Here is a 23,974-nt window from a genome sequence, read left to right as displayed (position 1 = left end):
GCCCTCTCAGAACTTCTGCTCGGACGCCTGGACCCAGACGGTGCCGGCGCCGGTCATCTTCAGCTGGATGGACTCCCCCGAGCCCTTGCCGACGGCCTCGCGCCACCCGACGTTCGCGGAGATGTCGACGTTGATCTGACCGATGTGGCACACGTATGCCTGCGGGTCGACGACAACCTGAGGATTGTTCGGACCGACCTGCAACGGAATCGCGCCCCCGTGCGAGAGAACCGCGACGCTTCCCTGTCCGTGCAACTGCGTCGTGAACAGTCCTTGACCGGTCATGGCTCCACGTACCGCTCCGCGCACACCGCCCTGCGACGTGAGAGCGACTATCGAACTCTGGAGGTAACCGTCGTGTGCGAGGAGTCGGTCGGCTTCGACCGTGAGCATCGACGAACCGTCGAGGTGGATGACCTCGACATACAAACCGGCGTGCCCGTAGAAGACCTCACCGTTTCCCTCGGCCGCCATCATGCGTGCATGCTCGCCGGACATCATGCGGCCGGCCATCCCGGCGATACCGCCCATGTTCGGCATGGCGCCTGGCCCACCGCCCATGCTGTGCGGGATGAAGCGGACGTCACCGGTGTAGTAGAGCATCGACCCGGTGCGGGCGAGCACGTTCTGGCCAGGCGCGAGGGTCGACTTGACGACCTTGCTGTTCACCAATTCCAACGGCATGGTTCAGCGCTCCTCGGGCTGGATGTAGACGACTCCGGATCCGTCGAATCGCAGCGAGAACGCTTCACCGCTGCCACCGCCGATCGCGGAGCGCCAGGTGACGTCGGTGACGAAGCTCTGGTTGAGCTGGCCACGGTGAGCGACGAATGCATCGGGATCGGCAACCAGCGGATACTGCGGGCTGACTTCGAGCGCGATGATCGGTCCGCCCTTCGACAGCACGGCCACCAGACCGGTGCCGCTGACGACCGTCGTGAACAAGCCCTGTCCGGAACCTGCGCCGCGGAGGCCGGCAAATTTCACATCGGTTCGCAGCTGTCCGACCAGTGCGAGCAACTGTGAGGCTTCCACGTGCAGAGCGTCGTTGTCGAGTTCGATGATCGTGATGTCCTGGGCGTCGACCGCGAAGTAGACGGTGCCTTGTCCGCTGACTTCCATCAGGGACAGTGATTCACCTGCCGCCTTCTGTTTCAGCGCGGCACGTAACCCTCCGCCACCGCCCATACCGGCGTTCTTGAAGGTGATCGCACCCTCGTACGCCACCATCGAACCGTTGATCGCTTTGATGGTGTCCCCCACCAGGTCTGCGACCAGTACCCGGTGCCCATCCATTCTCAGTTGCGCCACGGAGGGCACTATGCCAGATGCTCACGACGTATGCCGTGTCGTCGAACGGAAAGTCGTGGAACAGAAAATCTGCCGCCCACATGTTGTGGACGGCAGATTCTCGGCTATCGATTTTCGGTGCTCTGCAGCTTTCGGTGTTCAGGGGCGGCTGAGCGCGCTCGCGTTGTCGTTGTCGCGAGTGGCCGTCGAACCTGCGGTGCTCTCGAGCATCCCCTCGAGGACGTTCTTGCCGATCGACGTTTCCTTGGGAAGCGCGATCGGGTAGGTCCCGTCGAAGCATGCGGCGCACAGACGGCTGGCCGGCTGCTCGGTCGCGGCGATCATGCCTTCGGTGGAGATGTATCCGAGCGTGTCCGCTCCGATGGAACGACGCACACCGTCGAGCATTTCCTCGAACGTCGCATCCTGTCCGCCTGCTCCGTTGGCAATCAATTCGGCCGGTGAGGCGAAGTCGATGCCGTAGAAGCAGGGCCACTTGACCGGCGGCGAGGCGATACGGACGTGAATTTCGAGGGCTCCGGCTTCGCGGAGCATCCGGATGAGCGCACGCTGAGTGTTACCGCGGACGATCGAATCGTCCACCACCACAAGCCGCTTGCCGCGGATGACTTCCTTGAGCGGGTTGAGCTTGAGCCTGATACCGAGCTGACGGATCGTCTGCGACGGCTGGATGAAGGTACGGCCGACGTAGGCGTTCTTCATCAAACCCTGGCCGTAAGGAATGCCCGAACCCTGGGCATACCCGACGGCGGCGGGGGTGCCGGACTCGGGAACGGGGATGACCAGATCGCCTTCGGCGGGGTGCTCGCTGGCGAGCAGACGGCCGATCTCGACGCGGGTCGAGTGGACCGAACGGCCACCGATGACGCTGTCGGGACGCGCGAGGTAGACGTACTCGAAGACACAACCCTTGGGAGTCGGGTTCGCGAAACGCGAGGAGCGGACGCCGTCTGCGTCGATCGCGAGTAGCTCACCGGGCTCGATGTCGCGAACGAACGACGCGCCGACGATGTCGAGGGCTGCGGTCTCGCTGGCGACTACCCAACCGCGGTCGAGTCGACCGAGGCAGAGCGGGCGGATGCCGTGCGGATCGCGCGCTGCGTACAGCGTGTGCTCGTCCATGAAGGTGAGGCAGAACGCGCCCTCCAACGTGGGAAGCAATTCCATCGCGGCCTGTTCGATGGTGCTGTCGCCGGCAGCGTGTGCCAGGAGACCACCGATGAGGTCGGAGTCGGAAGTCGCGGCATTGGGGCGCTTGTCGTTGACCAGGCCGGCTGCACGGGTGCGGCTCGCGAGTTCAGCGGTGTTGACCAGGTTGCCGTTGTGGCCGAGCGCGATGCCGGTACCGGCAGTGGTCGTACGGAAGATGGGCTGCGCGTTCTCCCACGTCGTGGAACCGGTGGTGGAGTAACGGCAATGTCCGACGGCGACATGTCCTGGCATCGCTGCGAGAGTCTGCTCGTCGAATACCTGGCTGACCAGGCCGAGATCCTTGAACACCAACACCTGGGAGCCGTCGGCTACCGCAATGCCGGCAGCTTCTTGACCACGGTGCTGAAGTGCGTACAGGCCGTAATAAGTGAGCTTCGCCACATCCTCTCCCGGCGCCCAGACGCCGAATACACCGCATTCTTCGCGGGGCTCGTTCTCGTCCTCGTCGGACGGGTTCGAAGCGAGGAGATTTGGACTGTTGACCGACAGATCGGCACGAGTCACCGGGCGCTCCCTTTGTGGGCAGGGGTTGGGGGGCATACACAGTCTACGGCCATTTTGGGACACACTTCCCCTGAGGGCAGCCTTGGGCCTCAGATCACGCCGAAGCGAACCGGATGGTCTCTGTCACTACGCCAACCGGAGCAGTGGGAGCCAGTGCGCAATTTCGGGGGCGCGGCTACCTGATGCGTCGACTCGTCCGTCACCTGCGGCCTCGGAGAACTCGAGCAGTCCGGTGACCATCTGCAACCACGTGCGAGCGTCCGTCTCGACGACGTTTGGCGGGGTTCCGCGCGTATGACGTGGACCTTCGATGCATTGCACGGCGACAAACGGCGGCACCCGCACCTCGACGCTCGATCCGGGGGCGATCTGTTCGAGAGTGCGCGCACTCATCTTCACTGCGGCGCCGAGTTCAGCGCGAGAAGGCTTCGGAAGTTCCGGATCGCGAAGCCACGGGCCGACAGCCAGGACTGCGGCACGGAATTCGGCGGGGTCGACGGCGCGGCGGGGCGGCATCAGTTCACTCCTTGTCTTCGAGTAGCGATACGAACGGCAAGTGCGCCACCGGCATTGGTCGCGAGGTGCAGCAATGCCGGTGCGAGGACGCTGCCACCCCTGCGATGCAGCCACTCGAACAGCAGTGCCGACGCGCCGGTGAATGCCACTGCAGCGGGAACGTTGTCGCCGGCACCGCGGGCGGGGGCGACGTGCCACAACCCGAAAGTCAGTGCATGAACAGCCTGCGCGGTGGGACGGTTCAGCTCACGATTCCAGACTGCGGACATCGCGCTACGGAACAACAGTTCCTCGGAAAGCACCGTGCCGAAGGGGATGTGCAAGATGATCCATTCGAGGAAGTCCTCACGGCCGTCTGCTCGCTCGTCGGCAGCGAGTGTCGCACGCAAGGACGGGACAACCAGAGCGGCGCTGTAACCGGTGAGGACCGCCCCGGCCGCGGCTCCGCCGAACTGGGCACCACCACGAATTCCGGTGTGTGCCAATCCGAGTTCCTCGCGGGTGTAACCACGTGCGAGTAAGACTCCGATGGCCGACAGACCGGCCGCGGTGTTGACCACGGCGCGAGCGCGAGGCGAAAGACCGAATGCCGGAAGCACGACGTTGCTCCAGGTGATCGCGGCGGCGGAGAGCGCGATCGAGGCGACTCCCCTCACTTCTCTGGGCCCTCGGATTTCACGGCGACAACCAACGCCGACCGCACCCGCTCGGTTTCTGCGGCCGTCCATCCCTCGGGCTGGGCGACGCTGATCCAGGCGTCCAGAACGGAGGTTCCGTAATTGTGACCGTGACCGTCCGGAACTCCCGCGGCGTTACCGAGGTCTGCAGACACCTGCCAGAACGTCACGACCGGGAACCATTTCATCGACGGTGAGCGGTCGAATCCCGGTACTTCCTTGAGCCACTCGGGCCGGTTGAACATGAGGTCGGGTGACCACCACACCACCGGATCGGAAGGATGCTGGACAAACAGAACTCGCGGCTGCGGCCACGTCATACCGTCGGTCGGAATGTCTGCGGAGCGATCCGCGAACCGGACTCCGGCCAGACCGTCCGCGTACACGGGCGCCACTTCGGGAGTGCCGGGATCGCGCCTCTTCTCGATCGAACGCCACAACTGCGTCGCGTTCGGTGGACCTACCCACAGAATTCCGTCGGCGGTATCGCGCGCCGCTTGCAGTGTGTCGAATGCCCCCGCGCCGGCCATGACGCCGAGGCTCTCGCCGTAGACCATGAACTTCGGCCTGGTGGCTTCCGGTTCCTGAAGCCATCTTTCGTGTACCCGCTCGATCAACAGGCGACCGGCAGCTTGCGCCTTCTCCTGGTCTGCGAGGAACGAGATCCAACTCGGCAGGTACGAGTACTGGCTGGCGACGAGAGCAGTGTCGCCGCCATGTACAAGCTCGATTGCCTGTGCCGCAGTGGGATTGACCCACCCCGTACCTGTCGTCGGAATGACCACGAGGACCTTGCGTTGGAAGGCGCCGGTTCGCTCCAGTTCCTTGATGACCAGATCCATGCGCTCTTCGGGATCTTCGGCGCTTTCGAGTCCGGCATACACGCGAATCGGATCCATCGCAGGCTTACCGGTTGCCGCTTCGAGTTCCTGGGCGTCCAGTCCACGCGAGACGAAGTTTCGTCCCTCGAACCCCAATGTGTCCCAGGGAGCAGCAGATTCGGGGCTACCCGATTTCATCGGATCCTGCGGTTCGACGACGCCGTCTCGAGTGGTCGAGTTCTGCAGACTGAAGATCGAGTTGGTCGCGGCATAGATTCCGCGGACGAGGACGCCGTCGACCAACATGAAGAACAGGACGGTGACAACCAGGACGCCGACACCATTGGCCACAGACCGCGACCAGTGGAACCGCCGCATCAGCTGTCGGGCAATCAGTTTCACCAGATCGTGGAGGACCCGCCAGATCGAGATGAGCAGGCCGCCGATGAAGAGGCTCAATCCGAGGGTTCGGATGTAGCCGGAGGTGGTCGTGCCTTCGGCGTCGGTCAGCGCCGCAATTTCGCGTTGCCACCCGGCGGCGTAGACCAACATGATGATCGCCGCGACGATGGATGCGACCGGTACGAAGACCTTGATCGCGGAAGGCACCGGCTCGGGCAGGGGCCACCACCGTCGACCGCTGAGCAGGTATCGCTCCACAGCCCAACCGATCGCGGTGCCGACGCCGTAGCCGATGGCCGAGTTGATGCCGCCGATCAGACCCTGGAAGAGCCAATCGCGCGGCAGCAACGACGGCGTCAGAGACCAGCAGAAGAAGAACGCGGCAAACGCGATGCCGGTGAAGTCGAGTTTGAGGAGCCCCCACGCCCACTCGGTGAAGCGGTTGTCGAACTTCTCGAGAGATGCGGGAACAGCCAGCCGCAGGTGGTGTTCCTGCGGCTGGCTGTCAGAAGAAGTCAGTTCTCCGGAATCGACCATCTATCACCCGAACAGTGCGGGCAGCGTTCCCTCGAAGGCCTCACGGAGCTTGGCCATCGTGACGGAGAAGTGTCCCTGGACCTCGACGGAGTCGCTGCCCTCGTCGACGACCCCGATACGCGTCCACGGCAAGCCGCGAGCGGTGCACATACCGGTGAAGCGGGTCTCCTCGGTGCGAGGAACCGCAACCAGGACGCGTCCGGACGATTCCGAGAACAGGGTCACGAACGGATCTGCGCCCTCGGGAATCAGGATGCGGCAACCGGTTTCGCCGGCCAGCGCGGCTTCGACGACAGCCTGGGCCAGTCCACCCTCGGAGAGGTCGTGAGCTGCGGTGACCAGTCCGTCACGCGAGGAGGCGAGCAGGATGTCCGCAAGCAGCTGCTCACGGGCGAGGTCGACCTTCGGCGGCACGCCACCGAGGTGACCGTGCTCGACCTGCGACCAGATGGAACCGTCGAACTCGTCGTGGGTGTCGCCGAGCAGGATCAGCGTCTCGCCAGGCTCGAGTCCGAGGCCCGTCGGGATACGGCGGTGAACGTCGTCGATCACACCGAGGACGGCAACCACCGGCGTCGGCAGGATGGCCGTGGATCCGGTCTGGTTGTAGAAGCTGACGTTGCCGCCGGTGACGGGGATGCCGAGGGTGGCGCAGCCGTCGGCGAGGCCGCGAACGGCCTGCTGGAACTGCCACATGACACCCGGGTCCTCGGGAGAACCGAAGTTCAGGCAGTTGGAGACGGCCTTGGGCGTTGCGCCCGTGACTGCCACGTTGCGGAAAGCCTCGGCCAATGCGAGCTGCGCACCGGTGTACGGATCGAGCGCGGTGTAGCGGCCCGAAGCGTCGGTGGACAGTGCGATTCCGCGTCCGGTCTTCTCGTCGATGCGGATGACACCGCCGTCGGCGTTCTCGGCCAGGACGGTGTTACCGCGGACGTAGCGGTCGTACTGCTCGGTGATCCACTTGCGGCTGCACAGGGCAGGCGAGGCGATCATCTTCAGCAGGGTCGCTTCGAGCTCGGCGTCGGTTTCGGGACGCTTCAGTCCGGCGGTCGTGTTCGCGATCAACGCGTCCTGGCTTGCCGGGCGCTCGACGGGACGGTTGTAGACCGGGCCTTCGTGAGCGACGGTGCGCGGGGGAACGTCGACGACGGTCTCGCCGTGCCAGGAGATGGTGAGGTGCTCACCGTCGGTGACCTCGCCGATGTCGGTGGCCAGGACGTCCCACTTCTTGCAGACCTCCATGAACGCATCGACGTTCTCGGGCGTGACCACGGCGCACATGCGCTCCTGCGATTCGCTGGAGAGCACCTCGGCGGGGGTCATGCCGGTGGCGCGCATCGGAACCTTCTCGAGGTTGATGTGCATGCCGCCGTCACCGGCTGCAGCCAGCTCGGAGGTGGCGCAGGACAGCCCGGCGCCGCCGAGGTCCTGGATGCCGACAACGAGGCCGGCCTTGTAGAGGTCGAGACAGCACTCGATGAGCACCTTCTCGGTGAAGGGGTCGCCAACCTGAACCGCAGGGAGCTTCTTACGTCCGCCGGTGTCTCCACCCTCGTCGTCGAACGTCGCCGACGCGAGGACCGAGACGCCGCCGATGCCGTCGAGACCGGTGCGTGCGCCGAACAGGATGATCTTGTTGCCTGCACCCGAAGCGAAGGCCAGATGCAGATCCTCGACGCGCATGACGCCGGCTGCCAGTGCGTTGACCAGCGGGTTGCCTGCGTAGGACTCGTCGAAGACCGTCTCGCCGCCGATGTTCGGCAGGCCGAGGGAGTTTCCGTATCCACCGACACCACGCACGACACCGTCGACGACGCGACGGGTATCGGGGGCGTCGGCAGCACCGAACCGAAGCTGATCCATGACGGCGATCGGACGAGCACCCATGGCCATGATGTCGCGGACGATGCCACCGACACCGGTTGCCGCACCCTGGTAGGGCTCGACGTACGAGGGGTGGTTGTGGCTCTCGACCTTGAACGTGACTGCCCAGCCGTCACCGATGTCGACGACGCCGGCGTTCTCGCCGATACCGGCCAACATGTTGGCGCGCATCTCGTCGGTGGTGGTCTTGCCGAAGTATCCGAGGTGGACCTTCGAGGACTTGTACGAGCAGTGCTCGCTCCACATCACCGAGTACATCGCCAGTTCGGCGTCCGTGGGACGGCGGCCCAGGATCTCCTTGATGCGTGCGTATTCGTCGTCCTTGAGACCGAGCTCCTTGAACGGCTGAGCGGCATCGGGATCAGCCGATGCGTGCGTGACGGTATCGACCTGGTGAGCAGACACTGGAGAGTGGTCCCTTCCCTACGGGAGTCAAGAGGCAAGCCGGCGCGGAGCGGGACACCACGAATGTGCCCAACGAAAGAACGTGCCGGGGGACAGTCTATCGGTGTGGGCCGACGACTTCCGCAGACGGCAGCACCCGCAACACCTCCGGGCCTGCGAAGTATCGCCCGTCACACCCGCCCCGGTTTGGGTAATCCGGTCGGTTTTCTTAAGGTCAGGCCGGTTCATTCTTTCCCTCGAAAGGTCTCGCATGCCCCAGGATGTTCGTCAAGCCGACCTCACGGCACAGTCCCAGTCGGTGACCACTCCCCTCACTCCGGCTGCAATTTTCCTGGTCGCGACCGTGAATCCGGGTGGCGAGAACACCACACGAGAACTGCTCGCCGATGTCGCCGGTCTGCAGCGGGCTGTGGGGCTGCGTGTCCCTGGATCGGGTTTGGACGTCGTGACGAGCATCGGTTCGCTGGCCTGGGATCGACTGTTCGCCGGTCAGCGCCCTGCGCTGCTGCACCCGTTCACCGCTTTGCAGGGTGACGTTCACTCGGCGCCGTCGACTCCCGGTGATCTGCTCTTCCACATCCGCGCGATGAGCATGGACGCGTGTTTCGAGGTGGCTCGGCAGATCACGAAGCGACTGCACGGCGCGGCCACGGTGGTCGACGAGGTTCACGGCTTCCAGTACTTCGAGAACCGCGACCTCATCGGCTTCGTCGACGGCACCGAGAATCCGGTCGGCCGCGACGCCGTCGCCGCAGTGACGGTCGGCGACGAGGATCCTGCGTTCACCGGCGGCAGCTACGTCCATATCCAGCGCTACATCCACAAGATGCGCGATTGGGAAGCAATCACCGTCGACGAGCAGGAGCGTGTGATCGGGCGCAGCAAGCTCGAGGACATCGAGATGACGTCCGACGTGAAGCCGGCCAACTCGCACGTCGCGCTCAACGCGATCAAGGACGAGAACGGCAAGGCTCTCGAGATCCTGCGTGCCAACATGCCGTACGGGCGCCTCGGTGACGACAAGATCGGCACCTTTTTCATCGGCTACTGCCGCACGCCTGCGATCACCGAACGGATGCTGGAGAACATGTTTCTCGGCGACCCCCGCGGCAACTACGACCGACTACTCGACTTCTCGACGGCTGTGACGGGCTCGATGTTCTTCACACCGAGCGCCGACTTCTTCGAGGGTCTCCCGGCCGCACCCGCCGGGCTCTCAGCACTTTGACCACGCGCCCTCTAACTTCGAGGCGTGAGGAAGGCACCGAGCGCGTCGGCATACATGCGGACGTCTGACGCGCCCATCAACTCGCGGGCCGAGTGCATCGCGAGCTGGGGTGCGCCGACGTCGACGGTGGACAGTCCGGTCCGTGATGCCGTGATGGGTCCGATGGTGGAGCCGCACGGCAGATCGGCGCGGTGGACGTAGCGCTGCATCGGCACTCCCGCCTGATCACACGCGAGCGCGAATTCGCCTGCACCGGCCGCATCGGTGGCGTATCGCAGGTTCTGGTTCACCTTGAGTACAGGCCCACCGTTGATCTCGATCCGATGAGCGGGCTCATGGCGGTCCGGGTAGTTGGGGTGCGTCGCGTGAGCCATGTCGCCCGACGCGCACACCGAGCCCGCCATCGCCTGCAGGAATTCTTCGCGGCCACCACCGCGCCCCAACACGATCCGTTCGAGCACGGTGTTCAGCAGATCTGAGAAAGCTCCACGGTCGGACATGCTGCCGACCTCTTCATGATCGAAGAGTGCGAGCACCGGGACCTGCTGACCGGGCGACTCGACTGCGGCCAGAAGTGCTTGTGTCCCTGCATAACACGTGCCCTGATTGTCCAGCCGAGGGGCGCTGACCAATTCCTTGTCCACCCCCACGACTGCGCTGGGCGCAAGATCGTATGTCATCAATTCCCAGCCGAGAACCGACGACGCGGCTACACCCGCACGCTCGGCGACAAATCCGATGAACGACTTGGGTTTCGAACCCACGCCCCAGATTCCGTTGACGTGCCGCTGCGGATCCAGCGTCACGCCCTTGCGATCTTCGGACAGGTGGATAGCCAGCTGCGGAACACGCAGAATCGGGTCGTCGATGCGAACCAGCTTCTGCTCCACCGTGTTTCCCACCCGGACACTCAATCGTCCGGAGATACCGAGATCGCGGTCGAGCCAGGAGTTCAGCCACGCCCCGCCATACGGTTCGAGGCCCACCATCTGCCACCCGGCCGAAGTGAGGTCGGGATGCTGTTTGACCCGCAGATTCGGGCTGTCGGTGTGACCTCCGACGATCCGGAACGGAGCGGCGTTTTCCACGCCCTCGGTGCTCCAGGCAATCAGCGAACCACCGCGCACGAGGAAGTACCGTCCGGGCTCGGCTGGCCACGACTGCGTTTCGTGGACTTCGACGAACCCGCCGGCCGTCAGCTCGGTCGCCACCGTCGCGCACACATGGAACGGCGACGGTGACGAATCGACGAAGCTGCACAGGCCGTCTGCGTCGGCCCCGGTCCGAGAAGTCTGAGAAGTCATGCCCCTCATCATGCCCGAATCGGTGTCCGCGAAATCAGTGGGCACGAAATCAGTGGGCGCGAATCGGGTGAGCTCAGAACCTGTCAGCTCAGGCGTGAGGACCGGACACGCAGAACTGGTTCCCATCAGGATCGAGGAGCGTCACCCAACGGAAACCGTCCATGTTCTCCCGGTGGTGCTCGGTTGCTCCGGCCTCGACGAGCCGCGCCACCTCGGCGTCGAGATCCGGACTCCCCAAATCGAGATGGATGCGATTCTTGCCGGCAGTGGGGTCCGGGACCTTCTGGAATGCGAAGTTGGTGGCGCTGTCAGGGACCGCGACGATGTAGAACCAACCGTCGTTCTCCTCGACGATGTTTCCGCCCAACTGCGCCGCCCACCACGTTGCGAGCGGACCGGGATCGAGACTGTCGAAAGTGATCATGCCGAGTGTGAGAGTCATGCGCACAAGCTAATACAAGCCACCGACAAAGAGTCTCGATCTCGGGCTGAGATGAGACGATCCTCGAATGCGATTCACAACGCTGCGCGACCGTGTTGCAGAACCACTCTTCGCAGTCTTCATCGCGACCGGATTACTCCTGAGCGTCCTCGGAGTGCTCGCCTGGCGATTTGCCACGCCATCCACGCGGACAGAACATATCGGCATCCAACCTCCACCACCGCCGCCGATGGAGGACGGCAAGACGGGGTACATGTGGGTTATCGACGGCTACAGCTACTCCGACGCACCACATTGGTTCCCCGCGGCCGCTTGGTTCCTGATGGTCGGACGGCTGTCGCCGTTGTCGTCTCGGCGATACTGAACGCGACGGGATGGCGACTGGCCCGCGACGCGCACGGTAGAAAATTTGCTCTTCCGCTTGCACTTTCAGCTTTCGGCGCAGCCTACGGACTCGCGGTTGCCGTTGTCGGACGAATCTGGCCGCCCACCTTCTATTCGGTGGTCCTCCCCGAACCGCGCGACCAGCAGAACCCCTACCCGCCATCGGCCGTTATCCACTTCGACCTCGAGCCGAACCTGATCACGTTCACCGCAACAGGTCTCGCCGTCGGCCTTCTCGCGGCCGCCCTGCTTTATGTCCGGAACTACTCGCTCACACGAACGAACTAGCGGGCGCGGAGATCACTCGACCGCTTCGAGTTCCGCGACGCTCCCGTCCGAGATCAACCGGACGTGGCGGGTGATCTTCTCGATCGGCCAGTCCCACCACGCAATTCGCACCAACTTCTCGATGTCTTCAGCGCTGAAGCGGCGCTTGATCTCCGTTGCCGGGTTGCCGCCGACAATTGCGTAGTCCGGGACGTCGCGTGTTACGACTGCGCCGGTGGACACGATCGACCCGTGGCCGATCCGGACACCGGGCATGACTGTCACGTTCCCGCCGAACCACACGTCGTTCCCCACGACGGTGTCACCGCGCGACGGCAGATCCTGCACCAAATCCATGTGCCGGGCCCAATCGCCGCCCATGATCGGGAACGGGTAAGTGGAGACACCGTTCATACGATGGTTCGCGCCGTTCATGATGAAGGTGACACCGGTGGCCAGGGCGCAGAACTTTCCGATCACCAGTTTGTCGGGACCGTAGTGATGCAACACGTTTCGAGTCTCGAACTCTTCGGCGAACTCCGGATCGTCGTAGTAGGTGTACTCCCCTACCTCGATCAACGGGTTGTCGATCAACGGCTTCAGCAACACCACTCGTGGTTGCCCGGCCATCGGATGAACATTTGTGGGATCTGGCGCGTTCACTGCTTACTCCGATCCGCCGGCGCGGTGTCGCCGACCGCAGCAAGACTATCCGGTTCCTGCTGCGGTCGACCGACCAGCGAAAACGTTCCGGTGTCAGCCCAGGAGGCCCTTGGCGATATGGGTGACCTGAATTTCGTTGCTGCCCGCATAGATCATGAGCGACTTGGCATCACGCGCCAACTGCTCGACTCGGTATTCGGCCATGTAGCCGTTTCCACCGAACAGCTGTACGGCTTCCATCGCGACCTCGGTCGCTGCGCGCGACGAGTACAGCTTCATCGCCGACGCCTCCGCCAGGCTCACTTTGTCTCCGGCCGCGGTGCGCTCGATCGCGTTGAAGACCATGTTCTGCACGTTGATTCGAGCGACCTCCATCTCGGCGAGCTTGAGCTGGATGAGCTGGAACTGCCCGATCTCACGTCCCCACAGTTTGCGGGACTTCGCGTATTCGATGCTCAGACGGTGACATTCGTTGATGATGCCCAGCGAGAGCGACGCGATGCCGATGCGTTCGGCGGCAAAGCTCTCCTTGGCGCTGGACTTTCCGTCGGACTTTCCGCTGTCCTCGGTTTCGCCGAGCAGACGATCCTTGGTGATGCGGACGTTGTCGAAGAACAGCTCACCGGTGGGCGAGGAGTTCATTCCCATCTTCTTGAACGGCGGGCTCTGCGTGAGCCCCTCCATGCCCTTGTCGAGGATGAAGGCGAGCACCTTGCGGTCACGACGATCAACCGAAGCGTCCCCCTCGTCGAGCTTTGCGTAGACGATCATCACGTCGGCGTACGGACCGTTGGTGATGAAGGTCTTGTTGCCGTTGAGGATGTAGTCGTCACCGTCGCGGCGTACGTAGGACTTCATACCGCCGAAGGCATCCGAGCCGGAGTCCGGTTCGGTGATCGCCCATGCACCGACGGTTTCGAATGTCACCAAGCCGGGGAGCCAGCGTTCCTTCTGCGCGAGTGTGCCGCGGCTGCGGATAGTTCCAGCGGCCAATCCGAGGCTGACGCCCAACGACGCGACAAGACCGAGGCTGACGCCGGCCAATTCGCTGTTGAGCACAACGCCCATGCTGCCGGCGCCACTGAAGGCGCTCGACTTCTCACCGTCACCGGACGGAGCATCGCCGCGCTCGCGTGCGAGCGACTTCTCGAGGCCCTCGCGTGCCATGTCGGCCAGACCGAAGGTCGAGTACAGCTTGCGAATGATGTCGAACGGCGGTAGCGCACCACTTTCGAGCTCGTCGACGTGAGGTCGCACCTCTTTGTCGATAAAGCCCCGCAAGGCGTCGCGGAACATCAGGTCGGTGTCGGACCACTCGTACATGTGCCTGAACTCCAGTCGGTGAACGATCGAGAGACTGCCGAACGGCAGCCACACACCGAATATAGAACACGTTCCAAAACCGGAACAGGATTCAGCTGATCAGACCCATTCGCTGCGAGATCCACGTCAGCTCCTGCTCGACGCCGGCCGACCACACCGAAAAGCTGTGACCACCGGGAAGCTCGAGATATCTGGCGTCCATTCCGGCCGCTTTGGCCGCTTCGTACACCTTTTGCTGGCCGGGCTTGAACTCGTTGTCATCTGTTCCGACCACAAACACTCCGCCCGAGTTCGGGAACTTCCGGGTCGCCAGCAGGTCCATCGGATTCACCTTCACGAATGCCGCCTCGTCGCCGCCGAATATCTCGTCGACGGTTCGCTGTCGGTCACCGAGCGAGGGCTCCAACTGACCGGAGAGATCGAGGAACGTCGGATACACGTCGGGGTAGTTGGTAGCCATCTGCAGCGAGCAGGTACCGCCGTAAGAGAGTCCGCCGATGGCCCACGCCCTCGGGTTCGTGTCGATCTGGAACGCATTCGCCACTGCAGCGGGCAAATCCTTTGCCAGGTACGTGCCGACCTTGCCCTGCGACGAGTCGGTGCACAGCGGATTGGCCATCTGCGAGCCTGTTCCATCGGCTATCACGACGACCGGCGCCAACCCCTCGTGATCCCGGGCAAAAGCATCCATTGTCGCGGTGAGCTTTCCGCCCTGGAGCCAGTCCTCGGGCTTGCCAGGCTGACCGGCCATGAGCACCAGGACGGGCAGTAGTGGACGCGGATTGGTGAAGTACGACGGCGGCAGATACACCTGGGCGTCACGTGCGGAGAATCCCGAAATCGTTCCGGGAACAGGCAAAGTCGTGACTCGTCCGCGAATCGGCATGCCTTCCTGCGCTTTCCACACCGTGTCGGTGGGATCGCCGGTGACAACAGGATCCGTCGGACCGGGAACTTCGCTGAGTGAAATGCGGTCGAAATCATCGTGTCCGAAGGCAATTCCCACCGTCGGGTAGGCAGCAAAGACCAGATTGATCTGCGTCGCGGCGGTGACGATGACCAGAACGGTCGCAACGACGGACACCACCGCCTTCGCGATCGTTCCGCCCGCCTTGATTCGCGGCCCGAGAAGTAGCACCGCGTAGATACCGATTCCGATCCACACGTAGATCGACATCTCGATGGGATCCGGGAACGGCACGATCACCTTTTCGACGGTGATCCAGACGGCGATCATGATCACCAGTGCGATCAGCCCCGCGATCGGTACCGCTCTGCGGTAGTACCAGCGAACGCTCGAACCGAGCAGCCACACACCACCCAGGACCCCGAGCACAGTCAGGATCACCGGCAGTGGTCCCGAGATCAAACTGATTCGGTAGAGCCAGTCCACGTCAAGCCTCTCGCACGTAGAAATGTCGCACGCACGAGGCTAGACGACCACGCTGATACGGCGACGACGCTAGTACTGTGTATCAGGTGACATTCATCAAGGTCTGTGGGCTGCGGGACGCTGACACGGTCGACCTCGCGGTGGGCCTGGGCGTCGACGCCATCGGTTTCGTCTTCGCCGAGAGCGTCCGCAAAGTCGACCCCGCACTCGCAGTCGATCTTCTTGCACGAATCCCCGAACACATCCGGGCAATCGGAGTATTTCTCGGGAACCCGATCGATCAGGTCCTCGAGATCGCCGAGATCACCGGTCTTCGTACCGTGCAGATTCACGATCTGGTCGACGCCGAGCAAGTGCAGCGGCTGCACGACGCCGGCCTCACTGTCATCCGCGCTGTTGTCTCCAGCAACGTCCGCGACGGTTACAACCTCGACCTCGGCGAGGACGAACTTCTGATCGACGGCGCCGACGCCGGATCCGGGGTGCCGTGGGACTGGGCACAACAGCAATCGCGCCCCCAAGGCCAGTGGATCCTGGCGGGCGGACTGTCCCCGGAGAACGTGCGCGACGCGCTGGATGCCACCGGCGCCTGGGGCGTCGATGTCTCCAGCGGCGTCGAGTCTTCCCGCGGCGTCAAGGACCACGCTTTGATCGAGAAGTTCGTCAGCGCTATCCGGCAGACCGATCACTCGAAATAGGACGCATAGTCACTGAAGGCGATTTGACCGGTGGGACTCGCCTTCACGGCGTCGGCAACGGCAGGCGGAATGGGAGCCCAGTGCGCAGGCATGGCCGCCGCCAGTGACGGCTTCAAGATGTAGAGCAGTGCGAAGTTCACTATCCAGAGCGGCGGCGCCATCGACATGCCGACTTCCGAACTCACATCGCCTTTGGTGTTGGTCACCAGCTGTGCTTCTCCCGAAATCTGTTGCGCTGCGAATCCGTAGACTGCCTGCACCGTGTATGCCGACTGATAGAGCGCAATCAGAGTGTGCGTCGCACCGTTGTTGCGCAACCAGGTGCCCACGAAACCGCCAGGGGCGATCAGCGTATTCACCTGTCGCGTCGGCGCATCCGCGTTGGCCGGACTCTCCAGCAATCCGTCGGGATTCACGTACAACCCGTAACTGGCCAGAACCGACGGCGTAGTGCCGGAATAGAGGGGCCGCCCGTTCGTATTGGTGAGAATCCGAGCGCATTCGTCGATCACCTCGGCATCCTCGAGATTGCCACCGACCCCACCGCCGGTCATGAGGTCGCGATACTGGTCCTCGGTCAAAGCGTCGGCTGGCTCGAGTCCGATCTGCGCGGCAATCTCTTCCGCAGTCTGCTGACCGAGTGGCTGGTTGAGTTGATCCGGAGTAGTCATCTGCGTGGGCGCTACGCTCTCGTAGACCGGTGCCCCGGCAAAAGGGATCACGAACCCGGTATCGACATTCTCTGCAACCGGTTGAGCGCCGGCCATCTGAGTGGTGGCAAACGAAAGTACGCACACCCCAACCAAAGCCAGAACCGAGACCGTCCCGCGATGAGATCTTGCTCGGTGAGATTCTTGTCCACGTCTACAGCCCTCGCCTGAGAAAGCCTTGCCTGCAATTCCATTGCCGCGCATAGGTCAACCTCCCGGGACACAGTCCGGCGAATCAACTCGAGCTTGCATCTCAGTCAAACGCTGTGACCAGCGCCGTGTCAAGACACTGGTCAGGTCGAGGCACCTACGGCGACAGCTCGCTCGATACAGTCGACAGCTCGCCCGCTACAGTGATGCTTCCAACTGAAGTGACCTCACCCCATTTGAATTGCAGGACATCTCTGGAGGCGAGCAGTGTCTGACAGGCGCGGGACCGTGTTGATCACCGGCGTCGGCCGGAGCAAGTCGATCGGAGCAAGCCTCGCATTGGGTCTCGCCGAGGATGGTTGGGATCTGACGATCGGCTACTGGGCGCCTTATCACGAACGCGTCGGGTTCGTCCGCGGAGCGCACGATCCGCAGGACGTTGCCGAGAAGTGTCGCGCACTCGGGAGCCGTGTCGACCTGGTTCCCGGAGATCTGGCCTCGCCGGATGCGGCCGCACAGCTCGTTGACGCTGCCGCATCGCGGAATGACCTTCGTGGGCTGGTTCTCTCGCATTGCGAAAGCGTCGACAGCTCGATCCTCGATACCACCGTCGAGAGCTGGGAACGACATTTCGCGGTCAACGCCCGCGCCTCTTGGCTGCTGATCAAAGCGTTCGCTGAACGCCTTCCGGAGCAGCGCGACGTCAGTCAGGTGACCGGGCGGATCATCGCACTCACCAGCGACCATGCGGCCCACAATCTTCCGTACGGGGCCAGCAAGGGCGCTCTCGACCGCATCGTCATCGCCGCCGCAGTCGAACTTGGATCACGCGGCGTGAGGGCAAACGTCATCAACCCAGGACCGATCGACACAGGGTGGATGACACCGGAGATCAGACAGGCCGCAACCCTCCAGACCCCTGCCGGCCGGCTGGGTACTCCCGGCGACACTGCAGACCTCGTTCGATTTCTGATGTCCGACGCCGGAGGCTGGATAACAGGACAACTCCTTCACTCCAACGGTGGATTCCGCACCAGCTGAGCAGGCAGACTGGGCCGCGCCCGGACTCAGGTCAGGCCTTGTAGGTCGGTAGCGTCTGCCCGAGCCTGCGGCCCATCTCGGCAGCCAATGCGGCGAGCCCGCTGGCCGGACGCACCATGACCTCGAAATCGACGATCTTGCCGTCCTCGTCGAATTCGACCATGTCGATTCCCTTGAGGCTCTTGTCTCCGATGTTCGCACTGAATTCGAGAACGACCTGCCGACCGTTGGCTCCGGCGAACTGACGGTGGTACTCGAAATTCTCGAACACCTGGATCACCGTATTGAGAATGAGCACAACGGCATCCGCGGACTGGTACGGCTTGAATCCGGAGGGCGATCGGAACTGCGCGTCGGGCGCGACAATGGTCGGTAGTGCCGACAGGTCACCGGTTTCGATCATGGTATGCCACAACTGCAGTGCAGCTTCGACTTTCGGTTCGAGCGTCAATTCCGTGCTCATGCTTCTACCCTTTCCTCGATGTTACCTGCCGCTTGATTTACCGGCACTTGACTTGCGACGGCCCACGCACTCAACACAGTTCGCACCCCGGTCACGAGTTGCAACGGCTGATCGATCATGACGTGATGGCCGGCTTCGGGAATCTCCGCCACGATGGCCTCCGGTCCGAACAGTCCGCGCATGTGCTCCATGAGTCGATCGGACACGATACCGTTCTCAGCTCGGAAATAGGCTACGCGGCAACGCGGTTCACTGTCGAGAACATCTTCGGCGCCAACTCGGAGAAAGAAGTTCGGATCGAATTTCCATGACCAACCGCCATCGACTTCCTCCATGGACGTGGCTGCCACATGGTCACGCACCGCAGGCAGTCCCGAATCCTGGGGCGGAACGAAGCGGAATCGACCCATCGCGTCTTCCCTGGTGGGGTAAACCTTCTTGGGGCCGAACGCATTCTGGCGTCGAGCTGCCTCCTCTTCGGGCGTCCGCGCCTTGAGTGGCGAATCGATGATGACAACGCCGTCCAACAGTTCACCGTGCAGATGCGAGGCCACGAAGGAAACAATCCCACCCATACTGTGCCCCACCAGAATCGGCTTGCCGTCGATTCCCCCGGCCTCGGCCGCCGCCAGCACCTCGCGAGCCCACTGGGATATCGCGTAGGCATCGCGAGTGTCACTGTCTCCGTGGCCCGTCAAGTCGAGAGCGACGACGCGCCGCCCCTCGGCGAACTGCGGCGCGATGTGATCCCACCAGCGACTGTGGGCTGCGCCGCCGTGGATCAGCACAATTCCCGGCCCCGCCGACCCCCAAGCCCGAAAGTGCACCGAAGCGCCCTCGACCTCCACCGACCCCGTCTCGACCGGCGCTTCCAGCGCCCGAGTGAACCAACCAGGCGCGTCTTCGACGACATTGCTCATCGATCGAACATACATAGTCGTCAATCGGTTCATCCAACTCTTCCCAGTTCGTGATCCATCACCTATATTGAATCCGGCCTCAAGTTCAATTCGTTTCGCCGAAGGGGAGAGATGACCAACCGCCAAGTACGCCTCGCCGCCCGCCCGACAGGACTTCCCGACGCTTCCACCTGGGAATATGTCGACGCCGAGATCCCGTCCGCCGGGCCGGGTGAGTTTGTCGTCAAGGTCGAATACCTCTCCCTCGACCCCGCGATGCGCGGTTGGCTCAACGACGTCAAGTCGTACGTTCCGCCGGTCAAGCTCGGTTCCGTCATGCGCGCCCACGGCGTCGGACGCATCACCGAATCCCAACACCCCGATTACCAGGTCGGGGACATCGTGGCGGGATCGTTCGGCGCTTCCGAGTACGGAGTGTCCGACGGAACAGATGTGACCCGGGTCGACGAATCGATCGCTCCCCTACCGACCTGGCTCGGAGCTCTCGGATTCCCCGGCGTCACCGCATATTTCGGACTGCTCGACGTCGGAAAGCTGAAAGACGGTGACACCGTCGTCGTATCCGGTGCTGCGGGCGCGGTCGGCAGCCTGGTCGGTCAGATCGCAAAGCTCCACGGATGCAAGGTCATCGGCATCGCCGGCGGTCCGGAGAAGTGCGCGTGGCTCACCGAGGACCTCGGCTTCGATGTCGCCATCGACTACAAGAACGAATCCGTCTACAAGGCGCTCAAGTCCAACGCTCCCGACGGTATCGACGTGTACTTCGACAACGTCGGCGGAGAAATTCTCGACGCTGCTCTCTCCCGTTTGCGCCTGGGCGCTCGGGTGGTCATCTGCGGCGCCATCGCGGGTTACAACGCCACCGAGCCTCAGCCAGGCCCCGCGCACTACCTGTCACTTCTCGTCAATCGGGCCACGATGGCCGGCTTCGTGGTCTTCGACTACCTCGATCGCTACGCAGAAGCGCAGGAGCAGATCGGAAAGTGGATCAAGAGTGGCGAATTGACTGCCCGCGGGCACGTCGTCGACGGGGGTATCGACGCGTTCGGCGACAGCCTCAACCTTCTCTTCGCCGGTGCGAACACCGGAAAGCTGGTCCTGAAGGTCAGCTGAGTCACCCACACACGCAGATCGGCCACCGGTATTCCGGTGGCCGATTCGCTTGGGTCAACTGACTCCCGACGGAGTGGGAACGCTGTCCTCCCCCAACCGCGGCGGGGCCGACCGATAGGTTGCCGGCGTGCCGCTCATCCGAATCGGATTGGCTACCTGCCGGGTCGGTGCATCGCGACGCGGGTCGTCGATGGACACCACCGGATCGAGATTCAGACGCTCCGCCAGCGCTATCGCGTCGGCGATGTCGTTGAGAGGTCCACACGGGACACCTCGCTCGGTCAGCGCCTCGAACCACGAGTCTGCAGTGCCCTTGGCCAACGCAGCAGTGACGGCATCGAACAACTCTTCTCGATGCGCGACCCGATCCCGGTTCGAGATGAACCGCACATCCGCGGCAAGTTCGGGAACTCCGAGAACCTCTGTCAACGAACCGAATTGCCGGTCATTGCCGACAGCGAGGACCAGCGGACGGTCCGCGGTGTCGAATACCTCATATGGTGCGATGCTCGGATGTCGATTGCCCATTGCCTGAGGCACCACGCCCGCGGCAACATAGCCGGACGACTGGTTGGCGAGCGCGGAGAGCAACGAGGACAACAGATTGACCTCGACGTGCTGTCCTTCGCCCGTTCGATCGCGATGGCGCAGCGCTGCAAGGATTCCCACGCTGGCGTGTAGGCCCGTGATGACGTCGACCACCGCGACGCCGACCTTGGTGGGAGTCTTGGAATCGGGGCCGGTGATACTCATCAATCCGCCCACCGCCTGGATCAACAGGTCGTATCCCGGCAAAGAGTTGTTGCCACCGAAGCCGCTGATCGAGCAGTAGACCGCACGCGGATTCATTTCTCGCACAGAGTCGTAACCCAATCCCAGCCGGTCCATCGTTCCCGGCAGGAAGTTCTGAACCACTACATCCGCGCCGCGAACCAACTCACGCGCACTCTCCAGATCCTCCTGCTCGCGCAGATCCAGAGTGACCGACTTCTTGTTGCGGTTCACCGACAGGAAGTAACTCGACTCGTCCCCGACCCATGGCGGACCCCAACTACGAGTGTCGTCGCCGACACCCGGACGTTCGATCTTGACTACCTCCGCGCCGAGGTCGGCGAGAATCATCGTGGCGTACGGGCCGGCGAGGACGCGACCGAAATCAGCGATCACCAGCCCGTCGAGTGCTCCGACAGCGTCGACCGTCACCGGAACGCTTCTTCACCGGTGAGAGCGCGACCGATCACGAGCTGGTGAACCTCGGAGGTGCCCTCGTAGGTGAGAACGGATTCGAGGTTGTTGGCGTGCCGAATCACGGGGTACTCGAGCGTGATGCCGTTGGCGCCCAAAATGGTGCGGCATTCACGGGCGATCTTGATGGCCTCGCGGACATTGTTGAGCTTGCCGGTACTGACCTGCTCGGGGCGAACCGTCCCGGCGTCCTTGAGGCGTCCGAGGTGGATGGCGAGCAACTGCCCCTTGCCCAATTCAACTGCCATGTCGGCGATCTTGGCCTGGGTGATCTGGTACGCGGCGAGCGACTTGTCGAAGACCTTGCGATCACGCGCGTAGGAAATCGCGGTCTCGAGGCAGTCACGTGCGGCGCCCATCGCGCCGAAGATGATGCCGAAGCGTGCCTCGTTGAGGCAGCCGAGCGGGCCGGAAAGTCCGCGTGCCTTGGGCAGCATCGCCGAGGCAGGAAGACGCACGTCCTCGAGCACCAGTTCCGAGGTGACCGACGCGCGCAGCGACATCTTGTTCTTGATCTCGGGGGCGGAGAATCCCGGAGTGTCGGTGGGAACGACAAATCCGCGCACGCCGTCTTCGGTTCGCGCCCAGACCACGGCGACGTCCGCGATGGAGCCGTTGGTGATCCACATCTTGGTTCCGTTGAGGATCCAGTCGTCGCCGTCGCGCTTGGCGTTGGTTCGCATACCGCCGGGGTTGGATCCGAAATCGGGTTCCGTGAGACCGAAGCAGCCGATGGCTTCACCCGCCGCCATCCGCGGGAGCCATTCTTCCTTCTGCTCTTCACTTCCGTTGTGGTGGATCGCGAACATGGCCAGTGAGCCCTGGACCGAGACGAGGCTGCGAATGCCCGAATCGACAGCTTCGAGTTCCTGGCAGGCCAACCCGTACGCCGTGGCACTCATTCCGGCACAGCCATAGCCCTCGAGGTGCATGCCCAGAACGCCGAGCGCGCCCAGTTCCTTGGCCAGCTCACGCGCCGGCAGTGCTGCCGCTTCGAACCATTCACCTATGTGCGGGCGAATGCGATCGTCGACCATCTTGCGGACCGTGTCGCGGATCGCGATCTCCTCGGCGTCCAGCAGGGTGTCGATGGCAAAAAGCTCGGACAGGGACTGCGGCGTGGTCACGGGGCCTCCAGTGTTCTCGGGCGCAATCCTTTGCGAGAACGATTGCGCAATCGTTTGCATCGCCTAGAGTAGGGCCCGGTTGCACACCCGTCAATCCCCGGACGGCCAACCGACTCAGAACCAGCTCAGAACCGACGCACACCAGGAGCCCCGACGCAGATGACGCCCGATCCGTCGAACCGCAGCAACGGCCGTCCGCCAACGCTGCGCGAAATCGCCGACCAGGCCGGGGTCCACATCTCGACGGCGTCGCGGGTCCTCCGTCAGCCCGAGCCCGCCGACGGTTGGTCCGACTCCGCACTCCGAGTTCGTCAGGTTGCCGAGGAACTCGGTTACCAACCGAACCTGTGGGCGGCCAGCCTGCGTACCCGCAAGACCACCACCATCGGCGTCGTGATGCCGAGGCTGACGGACGTCGTGGTGGCCACGATGTTCCAAGGCATCGAGGAAGCCGCCACCGCAGCCGGGTACTCCGTCCTGCTCTCCAGCCCACCCGACGATCTGGACGCGCAGCGCAAAGCGGTCGAGTTCCTGGTCAGCCGACAGGTCGACGGTCTCATGCTGAGCAGCATCCACCTCCCGGGTACCGATTTCGTCGACTCGCTCCCCCTGCGCTCACTGCCGATCCTGCTGCTGAACCGGCACATCGACTCGGCGACGTCGTCTCAGAACCGAGGTCTTCCCTTTGTCAGCGGCGACGACCGACTCGGCGGCTACCTCGCGGGGAAGCATCTACTGGACTGCGGCTATCGCGATCTCGGAGTGATCGCGGGGCCGGATCACGCCAGCACGTCGAGGGAACGCGTCGCGGGTTTCCGCGATGCCCTGACCGAAGCCGGTCTAGCACTGCCGCCGAACCGAATAGTGGCGTCCGAGTTCGAAGTTCAAGGGGGTGTCGATGCGGCGGCGACATTGCTCGGTGGAGATTCACGCCCCGACGCCGTCTTCACGGTGAGCGACACCATCGCGATCGGCGTACTCGGTGTGGCCCGTGATCTCGGGTTAAGCATTCCCGACGATCTTGCGCTGGTCGGCTACAACGACATTCCGGTTGTCTCGCAACTCCCGGTGCCCCTGACAACGGTGAGGTCCCCCGCCCGAAAGATCGGCGCGACCGGGCTCGAGCACCTACTCGCACTTATCTCCGGCAAGAACGTCGAATCCGTGAAACTTCCCGTCGAACTGATCGTGCGAGCCTCCACCAGAAAGCCTGCCAGTCGCAAACTCTGAG

Annotated in this window: 24 protein-coding genes; 7 read left to right on the top strand and 17 right to left on the bottom strand. The window is 63.3% G+C overall.

Annotated elements, in window-relative coordinates; all coding sequences use genetic code 11:
• Nucleotides 1-6: 6 nt before the first annotated feature.
• The 7 genes from QMA15_RS00235 to purL form a co-directional block, all read right to left on the bottom strand.
• Nucleotides 7-684 carry an AIM24 family protein gene (locus QMA15_RS00235; RefSeq protein WP_003939918.1) on the bottom strand — a complete coding sequence of 226 codons (678 nt, stop codon included), beginning with the start codon at nt 682-684 and terminating at the stop codon, nt 7-9.
• A gap of 3 nt (nt 685-687) precedes the next feature.
• A complete protein-coding gene (locus QMA15_RS00230) occupies nt 688-1,296 on the bottom strand; it encodes an AIM24 family protein (protein WP_020970622.1) in 609 nt (202 codons plus the stop codon).
• A 153-nt stretch (nt 1,297-1,449) separates the two neighbouring features.
• On the bottom strand, nt 1,450-3,027 hold the full coding sequence (purF, locus tag QMA15_RS00225; RefSeq protein WP_003940541.1) for an amidophosphoribosyltransferase: 1,578 nt from the start codon (nt 3,025-3,027) through the stop codon (nt 1,450-1,452).
• Between the two features lie 126 nt (nt 3,028-3,153).
• The gene (locus QMA15_RS00220) at nt 3,154-3,543 is read right to left on the bottom strand and encodes a sterol carrier family protein (protein WP_003939745.1); all 390 of its coding nucleotides are present in this window, start codon (nt 3,541-3,543) and stop codon (nt 3,154-3,156) included.
• Nucleotides 3,543-4,199, bottom strand: a complete 657-nt coding sequence (locus tag QMA15_RS00215) for a CPBP family intramembrane glutamic endopeptidase (protein ID WP_019745102.1) — start codon at nt 4,197-4,199, stop codon at nt 3,543-3,545. The genes QMA15_RS00220 and QMA15_RS00215 overlap by 1 nt, the downstream gene beginning before the upstream one ends.
• Nucleotides 4,196-5,980 carry an alpha/beta hydrolase gene (locus tag QMA15_RS00210; RefSeq protein WP_070795754.1) on the bottom strand — a complete coding sequence of 595 codons (1,785 nt, stop codon included), beginning with the start codon at nt 5,978-5,980 and terminating at the stop codon, nt 4,196-4,198. Before QMA15_RS00210 ends, QMA15_RS00215 begins: the two co-directional genes overlap by 4 nt.
• Before the next feature lie 3 nt (nt 5,981-5,983).
• Nucleotides 5,984-8,272, bottom strand: coding sequence for a phosphoribosylformylglycinamidine synthase subunit PurL (gene purL / locus QMA15_RS00205; RefSeq protein WP_019745104.1), 2,289 nt, complete (start codon nt 8,270-8,272; stop codon nt 5,984-5,986).
• 250 nt (nt 8,273-8,522) lie between these two features.
• Between purL and QMA15_RS00200 the strand changes: the two genes are divergently transcribed.
• Nucleotides 8,523-9,500 carry a Dyp-type peroxidase gene (locus tag QMA15_RS00200; protein WP_019745105.1) on the top strand — a complete coding sequence of 326 codons (978 nt, stop codon included), beginning with the start codon at nt 8,523-8,525 and terminating at the stop codon, nt 9,498-9,500.
• Nucleotides 9,501-9,511: 11 nt separating this feature from the next.
• Here the strand turns inward: QMA15_RS00200 and QMA15_RS00195 are convergent, their stop codons facing one another.
• Entirely contained in the window at nt 9,512-10,804 is a 1,293-nt protein-coding gene (locus tag QMA15_RS00195; RefSeq protein WP_211919098.1) for a M18 family aminopeptidase, read from the bottom strand.
• An 88-nt stretch (nt 10,805-10,892) separates the two neighbouring features.
• Nucleotides 10,893-11,246 carry a VOC family protein gene (locus QMA15_RS00190; RefSeq protein WP_020970627.1) on the bottom strand — a complete coding sequence of 118 codons (354 nt, stop codon included), beginning with the start codon at nt 11,244-11,246 and terminating at the stop codon, nt 10,893-10,895.
• A 67-nt stretch (nt 11,247-11,313) separates the two neighbouring features.
• Here QMA15_RS00190 and QMA15_RS00185 point away from each other — a divergent pair, with 67 nt between their 5' ends.
• Both QMA15_RS00185 and QMA15_RS00180 read left to right on the top strand, forming a co-directional pair.
• The gene (locus QMA15_RS00185) at nt 11,314-11,610 is read left to right on the top strand and encodes a hypothetical protein (RefSeq protein WP_290283541.1); all 297 of its coding nucleotides are present in this window, start codon (nt 11,314-11,316) and stop codon (nt 11,608-11,610) included.
• Entirely contained in the window at nt 11,559-11,918 is a 360-nt protein-coding gene (locus QMA15_RS00180; protein WP_290283540.1) for a hypothetical protein, read from the top strand. Before QMA15_RS00185 ends, QMA15_RS00180 begins: the two co-directional genes overlap by 52 nt.
• A 12-nt stretch (nt 11,919-11,930) precedes the next feature.
• Here QMA15_RS00180 and QMA15_RS00175 read toward each other — a convergent pair whose 3' ends face one another.
• From QMA15_RS00175 to QMA15_RS00165, 3 genes are all read right to left on the bottom strand, one after another.
• On the bottom strand, nt 11,931-12,527 hold the full coding sequence (locus QMA15_RS00175) for a CatB-related O-acetyltransferase (RefSeq protein ID WP_279163548.1): 597 nt from the start codon (nt 12,525-12,527) through the stop codon (nt 11,931-11,933).
• A gap of 126 nt (nt 12,528-12,653) precedes the next feature.
• On the bottom strand, nt 12,654-13,883 hold the full coding sequence (locus QMA15_RS00170; protein WP_007733810.1) for an acyl-CoA dehydrogenase family protein: 1,230 nt from the start codon (nt 13,881-13,883) through the stop codon (nt 12,654-12,656).
• Between the two features lie 91 nt (nt 13,884-13,974).
• Entirely contained in the window at nt 13,975-15,276 is a 1,302-nt protein-coding gene (locus QMA15_RS00165; RefSeq protein WP_279163547.1) for an alpha/beta hydrolase-fold protein, read from the bottom strand.
• 86 nt (nt 15,277-15,362) lie between these two features.
• On the opposite strand from QMA15_RS00165, the gene QMA15_RS00160 reads away from it, so the two are divergent.
• Nucleotides 15,363-15,974, top strand: coding sequence for a phosphoribosylanthranilate isomerase (locus tag QMA15_RS00160; protein ID WP_031330853.1), 612 nt, complete (start codon nt 15,363-15,365; stop codon nt 15,972-15,974).
• On the opposite strand, the gene QMA15_RS00155 is transcribed toward QMA15_RS00160, so the two are convergent.
• Complete coding sequence (locus QMA15_RS00155) at nt 15,962-16,888, bottom strand: hypothetical protein (protein WP_197941596.1); 927 nt, start codon at nt 16,886-16,888, stop codon at nt 15,962-15,964. The genes QMA15_RS00160 and QMA15_RS00155 overlap by 13 nt on opposite strands.
• A 213-nt stretch (nt 16,889-17,101) precedes the next feature.
• Between QMA15_RS00155 and QMA15_RS00150 the strand changes: the two genes are divergently transcribed.
• Complete coding sequence (locus tag QMA15_RS00150) at nt 17,102-17,875, top strand: SDR family oxidoreductase (protein WP_279163546.1); 774 nt, start codon at nt 17,102-17,104, stop codon at nt 17,873-17,875.
• A 31-nt stretch (nt 17,876-17,906) separates the two neighbouring features.
• Here the strand turns inward: QMA15_RS00150 and QMA15_RS00145 are convergent, their stop codons facing one another.
• Together QMA15_RS00145 and QMA15_RS00140 are read right to left on the bottom strand one after the other, a co-directional pair.
• Nucleotides 17,907-18,338 (bottom strand): nuclear transport factor 2 family protein, encoded by a 432-nt coding sequence (locus QMA15_RS00145; RefSeq protein ID WP_290283538.1) that lies wholly within the window; start codon nt 18,336-18,338, stop codon nt 17,907-17,909.
• Nucleotides 18,335-19,258: an alpha/beta hydrolase gene (locus QMA15_RS00140; protein ID WP_019745115.1), complete on the bottom strand. Its 924-nt coding sequence runs from the start codon at nt 19,256-19,258 to the stop codon at nt 18,335-18,337. Before QMA15_RS00140 ends, QMA15_RS00145 begins: the two co-directional genes overlap by 4 nt.
• 111 nt (nt 19,259-19,369) lie before the next feature.
• Here QMA15_RS00140 and QMA15_RS00135 point away from each other — a divergent pair, with 111 nt between their 5' ends.
• Nucleotides 19,370-20,371: an NADP-dependent oxidoreductase gene (locus tag QMA15_RS00135; RefSeq protein WP_290283537.1), complete on the top strand. Its 1,002-nt coding sequence runs from the start codon at nt 19,370-19,372 to the stop codon at nt 20,369-20,371.
• A 54-nt stretch (nt 20,372-20,425) separates the two neighbouring features.
• Here the strand turns inward: QMA15_RS00135 and QMA15_RS00130 are convergent, their stop codons facing one another.
• On the bottom strand, nt 20,426-21,574 hold the full coding sequence (locus QMA15_RS00130; RefSeq protein WP_020908949.1) for a CoA transferase: 1,149 nt from the start codon (nt 21,572-21,574) through the stop codon (nt 20,426-20,428).
• A complete protein-coding gene (locus tag QMA15_RS00125) occupies nt 21,571-22,743 on the bottom strand; it encodes an acyl-CoA dehydrogenase family protein (RefSeq protein WP_029256136.1) in 1,173 nt (390 codons plus the stop codon). The genes QMA15_RS00130 and QMA15_RS00125 overlap by 4 nt, the downstream gene beginning before the upstream one ends.
• A 159-nt stretch (nt 22,744-22,902) precedes the next feature.
• Here QMA15_RS00125 and QMA15_RS00120 point away from each other — a divergent pair, with 159 nt between their 5' ends.
• Complete coding sequence (locus QMA15_RS00120) at nt 22,903-23,973, top strand: LacI family DNA-binding transcriptional regulator (RefSeq protein WP_290283536.1); 1,071 nt, start codon at nt 22,903-22,905, stop codon at nt 23,971-23,973.
• Nucleotide 23,974: the final 1 nt, after the last annotated feature.

It is taken from the genome of Rhodococcus sp. APC 3903 (assembly GCF_030407755.1).
Taxonomy (GTDB): Bacteria; Actinomycetota; Actinomycetes; order Mycobacteriales; family Mycobacteriaceae; genus Rhodococcus_F; species Rhodococcus_F erythropolis.
This window is presented reverse-complemented; position numbering and strand designations above follow the sequence as displayed.

Excerpts from the sequence above, each read along its gene's own strand:
- QMA15_RS00235 (WP_003939918.1), bottom strand. The coding sequence starts at position 684 with ATGCCGTTGGAATTGGTGAACAGCAAGGTCGTCAAGTCGACCCTCGCG.
- QMA15_RS00230 (WP_020970622.1), bottom strand. The coding sequence starts at position 1,296 with ATGGATGGGCACCGGGTACTGGTCGCAGACCTGGTGGGGGACACCATC.
- QMA15_RS00220 (WP_003939745.1), bottom strand. The coding sequence starts at position 3,543 with ATGCCGCCCCGCCGCGCCGTCGACCCCGCCGAATTCCGTGCCGCAGTC.
- QMA15_RS00210 (WP_070795754.1), bottom strand. The coding sequence starts at position 5,980 with ATGGTCGATTCCGGAGAACTGACTTCTTCTGACAGCCAGCCGCAGGAA.
- QMA15_RS00200 (WP_019745105.1), top strand. The coding sequence starts at position 8,523 with ATGCCCCAGGATGTTCGTCAAGCCGACCTCACGGCACAGTCCCAGTCG.
- QMA15_RS00195 (WP_211919098.1), bottom strand. The coding sequence starts at position 10,804 with ATGACTTCTCAGACTTCTCGGACCGGGGCCGACGCAGACGGCCTGTGC.
- QMA15_RS00190 (WP_020970627.1), bottom strand. The coding sequence starts at position 11,246 with ATGACTCTCACACTCGGCATGATCACTTTCGACAGTCTCGATCCCGGT.
- QMA15_RS00185 (WP_290283541.1), top strand. The coding sequence starts at position 11,314 with ATGCGATTCACAACGCTGCGCGACCGTGTTGCAGAACCACTCTTCGCA.
- QMA15_RS00175 (WP_279163548.1), bottom strand. The coding sequence starts at position 12,527 with ATGGCCGGGCAACCACGAGTGGTGTTGCTGAAGCCGTTGATCGACAAC.
- QMA15_RS00170 (WP_007733810.1), bottom strand. The coding sequence starts at position 13,883 with ATGTACGAGTGGTCCGACACCGACCTGATGTTCCGCGACGCCTTGCGG.
- QMA15_RS00155 (WP_197941596.1), bottom strand. The coding sequence starts at position 16,888 with ATGCGCGGCAATGGAATTGCAGGCAAGGCTTTCTCAGGCGAGGGCTGT.
- QMA15_RS00145 (WP_290283538.1), bottom strand. The coding sequence starts at position 18,338 with ATGAGCACGGAATTGACGCTCGAACCGAAAGTCGAAGCTGCACTGCAG.
- QMA15_RS00140 (WP_019745115.1), bottom strand. The coding sequence starts at position 19,258 with ATGAGCAATGTCGTCGAAGACGCGCCTGGTTGGTTCACTCGGGCGCTG.
- QMA15_RS00135 (WP_290283537.1), top strand. The coding sequence starts at position 19,370 with ATGACCAACCGCCAAGTACGCCTCGCCGCCCGCCCGACAGGACTTCCC.
- QMA15_RS00120 (WP_290283536.1), top strand. The coding sequence starts at position 22,903 with ATGACGCCCGATCCGTCGAACCGCAGCAACGGCCGTCCGCCAACGCTG.